Below are 13,823 nucleotides of genomic sequence, written 5' to 3'. Positions count from 1 at the left end.
CAGTGCTGCTCATTGGTCTGGTTGCTTTCGCTGCGGGATGCTTTACGCTGGCGGTTACCTTCCAGAACAATAAGAACAGGCTTGCCAATGAGCCAGAGTTTCAGCCCGCTTCGCAAGTTCGTATCGCCTGAAATCATCTTTGGTGCCGGCTGCCGGCATAACGTCGCCAATTACGCGAAAACCTTCGGTGCACGCAAGGTGCTGGTGGTCAGCGACCCGGGCGTGATCGCCGCCGGCTGGGTGGCGGACGTGGAGGCCAGCTTGCAGGCCCAGGGCATCGATTACTGCCTGTATACGGCCGTGTCGCCCAACCCGCGGGTCGAAGAGGTGATGCTCGGCGCCGAGATCTACCGGCAGAACCACTGCGATGTGATCGTCGCCGTCGGCGGCGGCAGCCCGATGGATTGCGGCAAGGCCATCGGTATCGTCGTGGCCCACGGGCGCAGCATCCTCGAATTCGAAGGCGTGGACATGATCCGCGTGCCCAGCCCGCCGCTGATCCTGATCCCGACCACGGCCGGCACCTCGGCGGACGTTTCGCAGTTCGTGATCATCTCCAACCAGCAGGAACGCATGAAGTTCTCCATCGTCAGCAAGGCGGTGGTGCCGGACGTGTCGCTGATCGACCCGCAAACCACCCTGAGCATGGACCCGTTCCTGTCGGCCTGCACCGGTATCGATGCGCTGGTGCATGCCATCGAAGCCTTTGTTTCCACCGGCCACGGCCCGCTGACCGACCCCCATGCGCTGGAAGCCATGCGCCTGATCAACGGCAATTTGGTGGAGATGATCGCCAACCCCACCGATATCGCCCTGCGCGAGAAGATCATGCTGGGCAGCATGCAGGCGGGGCTGGCGTTCTCCAACGCGATTCTGGGCGCGGTTCACGCCATGTCCCACAGCCTGGGCGGCTTCCTCGACTTGCCCCATGGCTTGTGCAACGCGGTGCTGGTGGAGCACGTGGTGGCGTTCAACTACAGCTCGGCGCCCGAGCGCTTCAAGGTGATTGCCGAGGTGTTCGGTATTGATTGCCGCGGCCTCAACCACCGGCAGATCTGCGGGCGCCTGGTGGAGCACCTGATTGCCCTGAAGCACGCCATCGGCTTCCATGAAACCCTGGGGCTGCACGGGGTGCGCACTGCCGATATCCCGTTCCTGTCGCACCATGCGATGGGCGACCCGTGCATCCTCACCAACCCCCGTGCGTCGAGCCAGCGTGATGTCGAGGTGGTTTATGGCGAGGCCCTCTGACGAGCAGCAGCGGGCAGTGGCCGGGCTGTTGGGGCTGGGCGACCACTCGGCACGCAAAAGCCATTACCCGGAGCTTTCCGCCCGCCTGGACGAGCTGGAGGCCGAGCGCAACCGCTACAAGTGGCTGTTCGAAAATGCCGTGCACGGGATTTTCCAGGCCAGCCTGCAGGACGGCATGCGTGCCGCCAATCCGGCGCTGGCGCGCATGCTCGGCTACGACGACCCGCAAGCGGTGTTGTTTTCCCTGACGGACCTGGCCGCCAACCTGTTCGACGGCGGTGCCGAGGAGTTGCAGGCGATTACCGCGATCCTCGCCCGTGAGCGCAGCCTGCACGGCTATGAAACCCGCTTGCGGCGCAAGGACGGCAGCCATCTCGATGTGCTGATGAATCTGCTGCTCAAGCCCGGGCAGGAAGGGCTGGTGGAGGGTTTTGTCGCCGACATCACCGAACGCAAGCTGGCCCAGCAACGCCTGCAACAGCTCAATGACGAGCTGGAGCAACGGGTTGCTGCGCGTACCGATGAATTGCTGGAGGCCCGCGATGCTGCAGAAGCTGCCAACCGCAGCAAGGACAAATACCTGGCCGCCGCCAGCCATGACCTGCTGCAACCGTTGAACGCCGCCCGCCTGCTGATCTCCACCTTGCGCGAGCGGCCATTGCCAGAGGCCGAGCACGTGCTGGTGGAGCGTACCCACCAGGCCCTGGAGGGCGCCGAAGACCTGCTGACCGACCTGCTGGACATTTCACGGCTCGACCAGGCAGCAGTCAAGCCGGACGTGGCTGTGTACCGCCTTGACGAGCTGTTCGGGCCACTGGTTTCGGAGTTCCGCTCGGTGGCCGATGCCGAAGGCCTCAAGTTGCATGCGCGTATCCCGGCCTACGCCATCAGCACTGACCTGCGGCTGATGACACGTATCCTGCGCAACTTCCTCAGCAACGCCTGCCGCTACACCGACGAAGGCCGGATCTTGCTGGGGGCAAGGCGCCGGGCTGGCCATTTGCGGCTGGAAGTGTGGGATACCGGGCGGGGTATTGCCGAAGACCGGCTACAGGCGATTTTCCTTGAGTTCAACCAACTGGACGTCGGCCGCGCAGCGGATCGCAAGGGTGTGGGGCTGGGGTTGGCCATTGTCGAGCGGATTGCCAAGATTCTCGGCTACCGGATTGAGGTACGTTCGTGGCCGGGGCGTGGCTCGGTGTTCAGCATCGAGGTTCCGCTGGGTAAGGAGGTGCCGCTGGCCGCTCACCAGGCCGTGCCGTTGCCAAGCGTCGGCAACCCGCTACCGGGCCGCCGCCTGTTGGTACTGGACAACGAAGTGAGCATCCTCGAGAGCATGGGCGCGCTGCTTGGGCAGTGGGGCTGCGAAGTGGTGACCGCGACCGACCAGGCAGGTGCCTTGCTGGCCTTGCAGGGGCAGGCCCCGGAACTGATCCTGGCCGACTACCACCTGGACCATGGCGTGGTGGGGTGCGAGGTGGTCAGGCATTTGCGTGAGCATTTTGCGGTTGCCATACCGGCGGTGATCATCACCGCCGACCGCAGCGATCAATGCCGGCGGGGCTTGCAGAAACTGGGGGCGCCGCTTTTGAACAAACCGGTCAAGCCTGGGAAATTGCGCGCTGTATTGAGCCAGTTGCTGCAGGAGCATTGATTGCGCAGGGCTCATCGGGGGCGCGGTTACTGCTTTGCCTGAAGCCTGCGCTGTATGTGGGAGCGGGCTGGCCCGGGAAAAGATGAAGTGGGGTGGCGCTATACACCGCCCCCTTGATTTAGCGTTGCCCTGCGAATAACGGAGTAGAGCCGTGAAGGCCCGTTGCGAAGTTTGGATCCAGTGAGCAGAAAACTTTACCGTTCGGTCAGCTTGCAAGAAGTTAGGAAACTAACTAATGCCGCTTTAAATGCCGCTGGTCGGTGCTTTTGCTCAAGAAATGAACGATTTCCCTGTTGATGGCTCATATTTGCCAGCAGGTGTATTCGCATGAACTGCACCCCGCACCTTTCAGGAAGTTATCAACCTTAAACCTCATGTGCGCCGCAGGGATGCACATGGGAATTTTTATTGTCTCTGATCATGGAGTAACGCCTATGCCAAACCGAGGCTCAACGGTTGAGCCGCTGTGTATTCAAGTTTCAATCCGCTGTTTCAATTAACGATATGAATGGGCTCTTGCCGCTGCGACCACGCCGTTCGCACGCCTGTAGCAAGGCCCGCTAGCGCTAATGCATTACGTGGAGAATTCGACGTGGAGTTTAATACAATTATTAGCCTGTTCGGGCAGAAAGAATCCATGGAGCTGGTGCGGTTGTCGGTTATTTATGTTCATTTGCTGGCCTGCTGCGTTGCCATCGGGCTGGTGTTTGCCAGCGATGCCGAGATGATCAGGGACTTGTTGAAGGGTCATCAACAGGCTGGGCATGACGGTAGGCATATGGCACGTTTGCAGAAGTCTGTTACGAACGCCTTGATGTTCTTGTGGCTCAGCGGGGCTGCCGTCATCGGTATCGACTACCTTGAAAAAGGCATGAGTTACTTTGCCAATCCGAAACTTCACGCCAAAGTTATTATTGTCCTGTTGCTGACATTCAATGGCATGTTGTTGCACCGTTATGTCTTGCCGGCTTTACTCAAGGCGGGCTCTTTGCTTGACCTGAACATCGGCGTGCGCATGTTTGCACTGTTCTCCGGCGCGTTGTCCGGTGTTTCCTGGTTATATGCGGCAATGTTGGGTGTCGGTCGGCCGCTGGCCTGGAAGTATTCGCTGACCGAGTTGCTGCTGGCCTATCCCGTCATGATCCTGCTCGGCTTTGCCCTGATGGCCGCACTGACCCAGTGGGCGCGAAAACGCACTATGGCCAAAGCGACGCAAGCACCTGTCTGGCCGCTGGCGGGCATTCCTTGCTGATAGCCTGAGCCACGGCTGTGAACGCAGAACGCTGCGAACCTGTAACGCGGGTTCGCGGCGTTGTTGAGGCTTTGGACATGACACAGGCTAAACTGGCCCCGTTTGTTCCTCATCCAGTCGGTGTGCCACAACCCTACCGGCTCGGATATCTCCCCGCCCGTTTGCCCAGTGTATCCGCGCCTGACCCAGTCCTTGGGCCTGCACTGGCCGCTCCTACAGGTCAGTGCAGGCTTCTTTCACGAGCCAGTCGATCAACACCTGCAGGCGTTTGGGCATCGGGTCATGATGCGGGTAGACCAGGTAATAGCCATAGTTGGGGGTGTCGACGAAACCACCGAACGGCAAAACCAGCTCACCTCGTGCAATGCGATCCTTGACCAGCTGTTCGCGGCCAATGGCGATGCCTACGTGATTCAGCGCGGCGAGCGTACACAGATCGGAGCGATCGAATGTGAGGAATCGGCGCGGGAGGCTGATACCCGCGCCTGTGGTGCTGGCCCAGAGCTGCCATTCTGCATCGAATGCAGCGTTGTCCCAGGCCGCTACGTCATGCAAGGCGGTGCAGTGATCCAGCGGGTGCAGGTCACCGGTCAGTGCATGGGTTTCTGCGTAACGGGGGGAGCACACCGGGGCGATCCGCTCGTCCATCAAGTGGATGCTCTGCAACCCCGGATGATGGCCATCCGAATAACACAGGACCAGGTCGATCTTGCGTGTGCGGTAATCGATGCTCTCGTTGCCCACCCTGATATCCAGCTGGATATCAGGGTAGCGGGCGGTGAACTGCGCCAGCCGCGGCACCAGCCAGCATTGTGCGACTGACGGGCGCACATACAACGTCAACTGGCCGGCGATTTCGGCGTGAGCACGTTCCTGCACGGCCTCGCTTAACTCATCCATGGTCCGTTGCATGACCGCGAACAGGCGCTCGCCGTCTTCGGTGAGGCTGACCTTGCGCGGCATGCGGTGGAACAGCTTGAGCGCCAGCTCATCTTCCAGGCGATTGATGCGATGGCTCACGGCACTGGCGGTCAGGCACAGCTCATCGGCGGCGCGCGAGAAGCTCAAGTGCCGTGCCGCCACCAGAAAGACATGCAGGCTGCCCAGGTGCGAGCCATTGAGTTTCACGGCGCCGCCTGCACGCTACGCCCTTTCGCCAGATAGGCATTGAATTCATCGTTCGGCACCATGCTGCCACCCGTCCCCCAGACGAGGTGGGTAGCCTGCTGCAGCTGGGTTGGGGTGAAGCCCTGGCGAGCCAGGTACTCGCCTGCTTGCAGCACCCGCAGCATACCGGGTACGCCGGCCAGGGCAGAGGGTTCCAGTTTGACCTTGTCCTGCTCATGGGCGATGACCATCAAGCGGTACAGTGCTTCGTCGGTCACGGTGTAGTAACCATCGATCAGGCGCTGCATGGCTTTGCCGACAAACCCTGATGGGCGCCCGACCGCGAGGCCGTCGGCGGCGGTGATGTTGTCGATGCCGAAGTCCTGCACGCTGGTTTCATCGTGCAGGCCGGTATAGACACCCAGCAGCATGCAGGGGGAATGGGTAGGCTCGGCGAAGATGCAGTGCACCGCATCGCCGAATACCAGCTTCAGCCCGAACGCAACACCGCCTGGGCCGCCCCCTACGCCGCACGGCAGGTACACGAACAATGGATGATCTGCGTTTACCTGGATGCCCGCCTGGTCGAATTGCCGCGCCAACCGTTCGGCGGCCACGGCATAGCCGAGAAACAGCTGCGGGGAGTTTTCGTCGTCGACAAAGTAACAGCTGGGGTCTGATGCCGCCTGCTGGCGGCCTTGCTCGACCGCCACGCTGTAGTCGGAGGCGTGTTCGACCACCGTGACGCCGTTGGCCCGCAGCTTGTCCTTCTTCCATTGCCTGGCGTCAGAGGACATGTGCACGTTCACCTGGAAGCCCAGCTTGGCGCTCATGATGCCAATCGACAGCCCCAGGTTGCCGGTCGAGCCCACTGCGATCTTGTACTGGCTGAAGAATGCGCGGGCCTGGTCGCTCGCCAATTTGGTGTAGTCATCCGTTGGCGTGATCAGGCCGGCTTCCAGGGCCAGGTCCTCGGCGTGCTTGAGCACTTCATGGATGCCGCCCCGGGCCTTGATCGAGCCGGAGATAGGCAAGTCGCTGTCCGCCTTGAGCCACAGGCTGCCCACGTTCTGCAGCGATCCCTCCTGGACAAGCAGCTGGCGCAGCTGTGGCAGCGGGGTAATGTGCGACTCGATGACCCCGCCGGCCGCTGCCGTCTCGGGGAACACGGTGGCCAGGTAGGGCGCGAACCGCTGCAGCCGCGCGCTGGTGGCTTGCACGTCGGCCGCCGTCAGGCCCACGTCGCGCAGGGCTTCTGCAGCCTTGGCGATGCCAGGGTTGAACCAGCTGGTTGGCTTCAGGGCCACCAGGTCGGCGATGATCGGGTGGCTTTGTTGCCAGGCTTCCAGGGTTTTTCCGTGAATCATGATTTCACCTGTAGTGCGGTATGTGCAGAGTAGATCAGACAATCTTCGAAAGGAGCAGGGTCAGGCACAAGGCGACTACCGAGGCCAGCACTGTAGCGGCAGTGAACTTCTTCAGTGCATCACTCAGGGAAAGGCCCAGGTATTCCTTCACCACCCAGAACGCCGAGTCGGTGATGTGGGTCCAGCCGATGGCGCCCGCACCGATGGCGATCACCAGGATTTCCCGGTTGTATTCAGGGTGCTGGCCAAGGATCGGCATTACCATGCCGGCCGCGCTGATCATCGCGACGGTGGCCGAGCCGACGGCAAAGTGCATGATCCCGGCGATCAACCAGGCGAGGATGATCGGGTTGAGCTGCGTCTGGTTCAGCACATCGGCCAGTGCCTTGCCGATGCCGCTGCCCACGAGCATGTCGTTGAAGGCACCGCCGGCACCGATGATCAGCAGAATGCCGGCCAGGGGAGGGAAACAGCGCTGGGTCAGGCTCAGCAGGTGCGCCATATCCAGGCCGCGACGCAAGCCCAGCGCCCAGTAGGCGAACACCACCGACAGCGTCAGGGCAATCAATGGGCTGCCTAGGAAGGCCACCCACTCGTACAGCGCAGAGCCCTTGTCCAGGACCGTGACGGCCAACGTTTTGCCGACCATCAACACCAGTGGCAGCAGTACGGTGGTGAGTGTGATGCCGAACGCGGGCATTGCCTGCTCTTCTGCTTGAGCCACCGTGCGCGCAGACAGGAAGGCCTGCTGGGATTCGCCAGCTTCACGGCTACAGGTGAAGCGAACCCACACGGGGCCCGCGATGATAGCGGTCGGAAGGCCAACGATCAGGCCGTACAGGATGACAGTACCGATATCCGCATTGAGCATGCCGGTGATGGCTGTGGCGGCCGGATGTGGCGGGAGAATGCAGTGCACCACCATCAGCGAAGTGGCCAGCGGCACGCCGAGGTACAGCATGCTGATGCGGGTTTGCCGTGCCACCACGTAGATCAACGGAATCAGCAGGACGAAGCCGACCTCGAAGAATACCGGGATGCCGGCGATGAAGCCGACGAGCATCATTGCCCACGAGGCATTGCGTTCCCCCAGCCTGTTCAGCAGCGTGGTGGCGATGCGCCTGGCGCCTCCGGATTCCTCCAGCAGTTTGCCGAGGATACTGCCCAGGCCGATGATGCCGGCAAGAAAGCCCAGCGTGCTGCCCATGCCTTTCTCGAATGCCGCCACGATTGCCGTAGGCGCCATGCCGGTGCCGACACCGACCACCAGGCTTGCGGCCATCAAGGCCAGAAAGGGGTGTACTTTAAGTTTGCTGATCATGACGACGATCAGGAGTATCGCAGTGCCCAGGACGAGTAATGAGAACGTTGGAGTCATCGTGTGGTTTTCTCTATCGCTGATCGCTTCCGTGCGAGCTTCTTGTTGGTTTGCACCCATTAGATTTCAGCGATTTGATCGACTCAAACGATCACTCCTCACCCCATAGGTGAGCCCATGTCATGCATGGCGCCAGCGCTCAATGCCGCGCCGACCAGGCACAGTTCAAGGCTGCCACGGCAACCGCCACTGCCGCCCCGGCATAGGCCCAGATCGCCGGTACCTGCGGCAGCAATACCCCCGCAAGCATCGGCCCGAGCCCGGCGCCGATGTCGCGCCATACGGCGTTGCCAGCCAGCGCCTGGATGCGTTGTTGCGGGTTGCGCATGGCGACCAGGGTCATCACCAGCGGCAGTTGCAGGGCGCGCAGCAACAGCACGAAGAAGGCACCGATGAACAGCCAGTGGCTGCCGAACAGCAGCAGCGCCATGGACGTTGCCAGTGACAGCACTACCAGCATGCGCAGCGCCCCGAAACGTTCGGCCAGGCGCCCACCGAAGGGGCTGAAGAGCATTTCGCTCAGGTAGCGCACCGCCATCAGCACACCCGCTGCCAGCACGCCGGACTCACCCAGGTGGGTTTGTGCGTAAAGCGAAAGGCCGAAGATGAACAGGCCGTCCAGGGTCACCCCTTCGATGAAGGACCAGGTGGCAATGCTGTCTGGCAGACGCAGGCGCCGGCCACCCCGGCTGGCGACCGGGTGGCCGGTGCTGGGCAGGGCACGCGCCCGCCACAGCCCGAACAGGGCACTGATGCAGAGCACAAAGAACACACTGCGCGGGCCGTAGGCCTGGGCCATCAGCGCACCCAGCGGCAAGGCCAGCATTGGCCCGATGGAAATGCTCGCCCGCGAACGCCCGGCACGCTGCGCCGCGCCTTGTGCTTCAGCGGTGGCGAGGGTCTGGGTGCTGAGGTTGAAGGTGGCGAAGCACAGGCCCCAGACCAGGCGCAGCACCAGCAGCGCGGCGAAACCGGTCAGCACCGCGTTGCCCAGTGCACACACCGCGGCGGCAAAGGCGGCGAGGCTGCAGGCCGCGCGGTCACCATGGCGGGCATAGAAACGCACTACCCAGCCGTAGCCGATGATGCGCACCAGGCGGTTGGCCGCCAGCAGAATGCCAGCCTCGGCCAGGGTCACGCCGAAATCGGCTGCGTACATCGGCAGCAGCAGGTAGAGCAGTACGTCACTGGGCAGGCACAGGCTGAGCACCTGTGCGGCATTGCGGGAGTCTTGGTCGGCGCGGTGGGTTTGCACCGGTGTGGCAGCGGACGACATGACAGTCTCGTGACAGGGGTGAGGGTGCAGGATAACCCACGGCGTCTCGAACATTGCAATCGACGTCACTGACGTGGTCCAACTGATTGGCTCGATTCCAAGGCAAGTACCGGACCTGTAGGAGCAGCCTTGTGCTGCGAAGAGGCCATTGCAGCCAAAGATGATCTTCAGCCCTACCGGCCTCTTCGCAGCGCAAGGCTGCTCCTACCTGGTGATGCGGTAGCCTGAGTGATGGTGCAAGACAGCTGCTTCCACTGTGAGCGGGTTTACCCGCGAAGAGGCCGGTACAGGCAGCAGAGATTCCGGGCTGTTCGCTCATTCAGCCATAAGGCGGCGCTGGCAGTTCGGCCAGCAGGGTTTTCAGACCGTCACTCCACTGCCTGCGAATCTGCTGGTAATAGGCATCGTCGCTGGTGATGCGCTGGCGCGTCATGCTTTCCAGGCTGTTATTGCGGTACACCAGCAAGTCCAGCGGCATGCCCACCGACAGGTTGCTGCGGATGGTGGAGTCGAACGAAATCAGGCCGCAGCGCAGCGCTTCATCGAGCGGGGTGCGGTAATCCAGGTTGCGGTCGAGGATTGGCCGGCCGTACTTGCTTTCGCCCAGTTGCAGGAACGGGGTATCCGGCGTGGCCTGGAAGAAATTGCCTTGTGCGTAGACGTTGTAGATGGCCATGGGCCCGCCGGCTATCTGGCCGCCAACAATGAATGAACTGCTCAGGTCGACGTCGGCAGTAAGCTTGCTGCGGTCACGGCTGACCACTTCGCGCAGGGTGTCGGCAACCAGCACCGTTGCATCGTAGAGCGTGGCAACGTTCAGCAGATGAGGGCCGCTGCCCTGGGTACGCTGGCGCAGCAGGTTCACCACCGACTGCGAGGTTGCCAGGTTGCCGGCGGTCTGCAGCACGATCAGCCGCTCGCCCGGCAGGCTGAAAACGAACAACTTGGCAAAGGTGGAGATCTGGTCGATGCCGGCGTTGGTGCGTGAGTCGCTGATGAAGACAAGCCCGGCCTCCAGGTGCATGGCGACGCAGTAAGTCATGCGGTTTCCCTTGTGTTGCGAGTGGAGTGGTCTTGCCGCACCGTGCGGCAAGACCGACCTGCAGCAAACCCGTCACTGGCGATGCACGTGGACGCTGGCCTGCATCGCTTCGGCGCCACCCCCGCGGCGTACGCCCCTGACCGGGCAGGCGTCCAGGTAGTCCAGGCCAACTGCCAGCTTCAGGTGGCGTTCCGGGCGTGTCAGGCGGTTGGTGATGTCGAAGCTGTACCAGGCGTCGTCGACCCAGGCCTCGGCCCAGGCATGGCTGGCCAGGTGCTGTTCGTCCTCGGTGCACAGGTAACCGGACACATAGCGTGCGGGCACCCCGAGGCTGCGGGCGCAGGCCAGGAAGGCGTGAGTGTGGTCCTGGCACACGCCGGCGCCACCCCTGAACGCTTCGATGGCCGTGGTGCCCACCGAGGTGGCGCCGGGGCTGTAGGGCATGTGCTCGGCCAGGCCTTGCATCAGCCCGACCAGCGCTGCCCGGTCGCGGTGGCTGCCACATTGCCGGGCGGCAAACGCGATCAGTGCGTTATCGGCCTGGGTCAGGTGGCTGCCGCGCAGGAACGGCAGGGGGGACTGGCTCTCGACTTCCTGTTCGCAGTCCGGGTCGATCTCGACCTGGCCGCGGGCGGTAAGTGCCAGGTGGCCATGGGGTTTGTCCAGGGTCAGCACATGCAGGATGTTGCCATAGGGGTCGATCTGGCCCTTGACCTTGCAGGGCAGGTCCAGTTGCCAGTCATTGATGCGCTGGCGTTCGCTGCTGCGCGGCGTCAGGCGCAGGAACTGGATGCTGTTGCTCACGTCGCTGGCGTAGCTGTAGGTGGTGTCGTGGCGGATGGACAGTTTCATACGACCTCCAGGTAGGAGTGGTGGACGGCCTGGCCCAATTGGTTGACGCGGCCAATGAAGTCGCTCAGCCACGGGTGCAACCCGGCGTCGAGTATTTCGTCGATGGCGGTGTAGCGCAGGCGCGCGTTCAGTTCGGCGGCCATGCGCTGGGCGGCGCGGCCGCTGTTGCCTGGCAGGCCGGCCAGGATCAGGTCCAGTTCCTCGATGCAGGCATGCAGCGAGCGCGGCACGTCCACCCGCAACAGCAGCAGCTCGGACACCGGCCGGGCGCTGGGTGCGCCGCGATAGATTTCGTTGAAGGCTTCATACGAGGTAAGCGCGCGCAGCAGGGCGCTCCACTGGTAATAGCCGCGGGCGGAGCTGTCGCTGACCTCTTCGGAGGCCTCGCCGAACATTTCGTAGCGCGCATCGAGCAGGCGCAGGGTGTTGTCTGCCCGCTCCAGGAAGGTGCCAAGGCGGATGAAACTATAGGCATCGTTACGCATGATGGTGCCGGAGGTGGCGCCGCGGAACAGGTGCGAGCGTTCCTTGACCCAGTCACAGAACTGGCTGATGCCATAGCGGCCAAGGCCATTGCTGGCGATGTTGCGCATTTCGATCCAGGTGGCGTTGATGTTCTCCCACATGTCGGCGGTAATCCGGCCGCGCACCGCATGGGCATTGGTCCTGGCGGCCTGCAGGCAGCAATAGATGCTGCTGGGGTTGGTCGCGTCCAGGGCAAAAAAGTGCAACATGCGCTCGGTGTCGAGCTCGGTGTGCCGGCGGATGTAGTCGTCCAGCGTGCCCGAGGCCAGCAGCGACATCGCCAGTTCGGCATGGCCGTCGCTGCGCCCGGCCTGGGGCATCAGCGACAGCGAATAGCTGACCTCGAGCATGCGTGCGAGGTTTTCTGCACGTTCCAGGTAGCGGGACATCCAGTACAAGTCGGAAGCGGTTCGCGAAAGCATGGTTCAGTCCTCTACCACCCAGGTGTCCTTGGTACCGCCGCCCTGCGACGAGTTGACCACCAGCGAGCCTTCCTGCAAGGCCACGCGGGTCAGGCCGCCAGGCACCAGGCGCGTTTCACTGCCCGATAGCACGAACGGGCGCAAGTCGATGTGGCGCGGCGCGATGCCGCTGTCGACGAAGGTGGGGCAGGTCGACAGGCACAAGGTGGGTTGCGCGATATAGGCGTGCGGGCGGGCTTTGATACGCGCCCGGAAATCCTCGATCTGGGCGCTGGTTGATGCCGGCCCCACCAACATGCCATAGCCGCCGGAGCCCTGAGTTTCCTTGACCACCAGCTCGGGCAGGTGGGCCAGGACATGGGACAGGTCTGCGGGTTTGCGGCACTGCCAGGTGGGCACGTTGTTGAGGATCGGCTCTTCGCTCAGGTAGAAACGGATCATGTCGTCCACATACGGGTAGATCGACTTGTCGTCGGCCACGCCCGTGCCGACGGCGTTGGCCAGCACCACATTGCCGGCGCGGTAAACCGAGATAAGCCCCGGTACGCCCAGCGTCGAGTCAGGGTTGAAGGACAGCGGGTCGAGGTAGTCGTCGTCCAGCCGGCGGTAGATCACGTCCACCTGCTGGGGGCCGGCCGTGGTGCGCATGTAGACATGCTCGTCACGCACGAACAGGTCTGCGCCTTCGACCAGCTCGATGCCCATTTCCCGGGCCAGGAAGGCGTGCTCGAAGTAGGCGCTGTTGAAACGGCCCGGGGTGAGCAGCACGGCGGTGGGGTTGTCCAGCGGGCTGGCGCTCTTGAGCGTGTCCAGCAGCAGGTTGGGATAATGGTCGATGGGCGCGATACGCTGGGCGGCAAACAGTTCGGGGAACAGGCGCATCATCATCTTGCGGTCTTCGAGCATGTAGCTGACGCCGCTGGGGGTACGCAGGTTGTCTTCCAGTACGAAGTAGCTGCCATCGCCGTCACGCACCAGGTCGACACCGGCGATATGGGCGTACAGCCCACGGTGCAGGTCCAGGCCCTGCATAGCGATCTGATAGCCCTCGTTGGCCAGTACTTGCTCTGGCGGGATGATGCCGGCCTTGAGGATGCGCTGGTCGTGGTAGATGTCCTGCAGGAACAGGTTAAGGGCCTGCACCCGCTGGATACAGCCACGCTCGACCGTGCGCCACTCGCTGGCGCGGATGCTGCGCGGGATGATATCGAAGGGGATCAGGCGCTCGGTGTCCTGGCTATCGCCGTACAAAGTGAAGGTGATGCCTGCACGGTGAAACAGCAGGTCGGCCTCGCGCCGGCGCTGTTCCAGCAGCTCCAGCGGGGTGTTGGCCAGCCAGCGGGCGAACTCCTGGTAATGCGGGCGGCAACTGCCGTTCGCTTCGTACATTTCATTGAAAAAAGCCCGGGACATACCCACTCCTTGCCGCCGTCGCCGGCAGCTTCATTGCGATTCATCTGCGTTTTTCAGGGTGCTGCCTTGCTGGGGTAAGTGGGTGCTGTGTCTGGCGTAAGCCTCGGTTGCGATTGATTGCCTGTGCGTTGGGCACAAACAGCCTTTGCAATGAAAGTGCCGAAAACGCTTGGCAGTGCCGGAAATGCGGGAATGCGAGGGGCGTTGCGGGCCGGTGCTGTCGGGGGGGCTTTGGCCGATGCATCAATAAAGGGCGGTTTTGATCAGGGAGAGGGTTTTGAACC

General features: G+C 62.6%; 11 protein-coding genes. 3 read left to right on the top strand and 8 right to left on the bottom strand.

Annotated features, from left to right (window positions below; genetic code table 11):
* The first annotated feature begins 87 nt into the window (after window positions 1-87).
* The 3 genes from ercA to ACN6NG_RS17570 all read left to right on the top strand — a co-directional run bounded on the left by ercA (window position 88) and on the right by ACN6NG_RS17570 (window position 4,157).
* Entirely contained in the window at window positions 88-1,251 is a 1,164-nt protein-coding gene (gene ercA, locus ACN6NG_RS17580; RefSeq protein ID WP_279923871.1) for an alcohol dehydrogenase-like regulatory protein ErcA, read from the top strand.
* Complete coding sequence (locus tag ACN6NG_RS17575; protein ID WP_353456337.1) at window positions 1,235-2,905, top strand: PAS domain-containing hybrid sensor histidine kinase/response regulator; 1,671 nt, start codon at window positions 1,235-1,237, stop codon at window positions 2,903-2,905. The genes ercA and ACN6NG_RS17575 overlap by 17 nt, the downstream gene beginning before the upstream one ends.
* 637 nt (window positions 2,906-3,542) lie before the next feature.
* The gene (locus tag ACN6NG_RS17570; RefSeq protein ID WP_474315258.1) at window positions 3,543-4,157 is read left to right on the top strand and encodes a hypothetical protein; all 615 of its coding nucleotides are present in this window, start codon (window positions 3,543-3,545) and stop codon (window positions 4,155-4,157) included.
* A gap of 213 nt (window positions 4,158-4,370) precedes the next feature.
* Here the strand turns inward: ACN6NG_RS17570 and dsdC are convergent, their stop codons facing one another.
* The 8 genes from dsdC to ACN6NG_RS17530 all read right to left on the bottom strand — a co-directional run bounded on the left by dsdC (window position 4,371) and on the right by ACN6NG_RS17530 (window position 13,539).
* On the bottom strand, window positions 4,371-5,285 hold the full coding sequence (gene dsdC, locus ACN6NG_RS17565; RefSeq protein WP_016500212.1) for a DNA-binding transcriptional regulator DsdC: 915 nt from the start codon (window positions 5,283-5,285) through the stop codon (window positions 4,371-4,373).
* Window positions 5,282-6,631 carry a D-serine ammonia-lyase gene (locus ACN6NG_RS17560; protein WP_474315206.1) on the bottom strand — a complete coding sequence of 450 codons (1,350 nt, stop codon included), beginning with the start codon at window positions 6,629-6,631 and terminating at the stop codon, window positions 5,282-5,284. Before ACN6NG_RS17560 ends, dsdC begins: the two co-directional genes overlap by 4 nt.
* A gap of 34 nt (window positions 6,632-6,665) precedes the next feature.
* Window positions 6,666-8,009 carry a GntT/GntP/DsdX family permease gene (locus ACN6NG_RS17555; protein ID WP_028613665.1) on the bottom strand — a complete coding sequence of 448 codons (1,344 nt, stop codon included), beginning with the start codon at window positions 8,007-8,009 and terminating at the stop codon, window positions 6,666-6,668.
* Between the two features lie 139 nt (window positions 8,010-8,148).
* Entirely contained in the window at window positions 8,149-9,285 is a 1,137-nt protein-coding gene (locus ACN6NG_RS17550) for an MFS transporter (RefSeq protein WP_474315203.1), read from the bottom strand.
* 319 nt (window positions 9,286-9,604) lie between these two features.
* Window positions 9,605-10,327 (bottom strand): proteasome-type protease, encoded by a 723-nt coding sequence (locus tag ACN6NG_RS17545; protein WP_059396061.1) that lies wholly within the window; start codon window positions 10,325-10,327, stop codon window positions 9,605-9,607.
* Window positions 10,328-10,399: 72 nt separating this feature from the next.
* Window positions 10,400-11,179 (bottom strand): transglutaminase family protein, encoded by a 780-nt coding sequence (locus ACN6NG_RS17540; RefSeq protein ID WP_063425856.1) that lies wholly within the window; start codon window positions 11,177-11,179, stop codon window positions 10,400-10,402.
* Entirely contained in the window at window positions 11,176-12,126 is a 951-nt protein-coding gene (locus tag ACN6NG_RS17535; RefSeq protein ID WP_016500207.1) for an alpha-E domain-containing protein, read from the bottom strand. The genes ACN6NG_RS17540 and ACN6NG_RS17535 overlap by 4 nt, the downstream gene beginning before the upstream one ends.
* 3 nt (window positions 12,127-12,129) lie before the next feature.
* Window positions 12,130-13,539, bottom strand: a complete 1,410-nt coding sequence (locus ACN6NG_RS17530; RefSeq protein WP_016486198.1) for a circularly permuted type 2 ATP-grasp protein — start codon at window positions 13,537-13,539, stop codon at window positions 12,130-12,132.
* Window positions 13,540-13,823 lie beyond the last annotated feature (284 nt).

It is taken from the genome of Pseudomonas sp. TSO6, from assembly GCF_056098905.1.
Note: the sequence above shows the minus strand (reverse complement) of the source record. Positions and strands in the feature narration are given on the sequence as shown.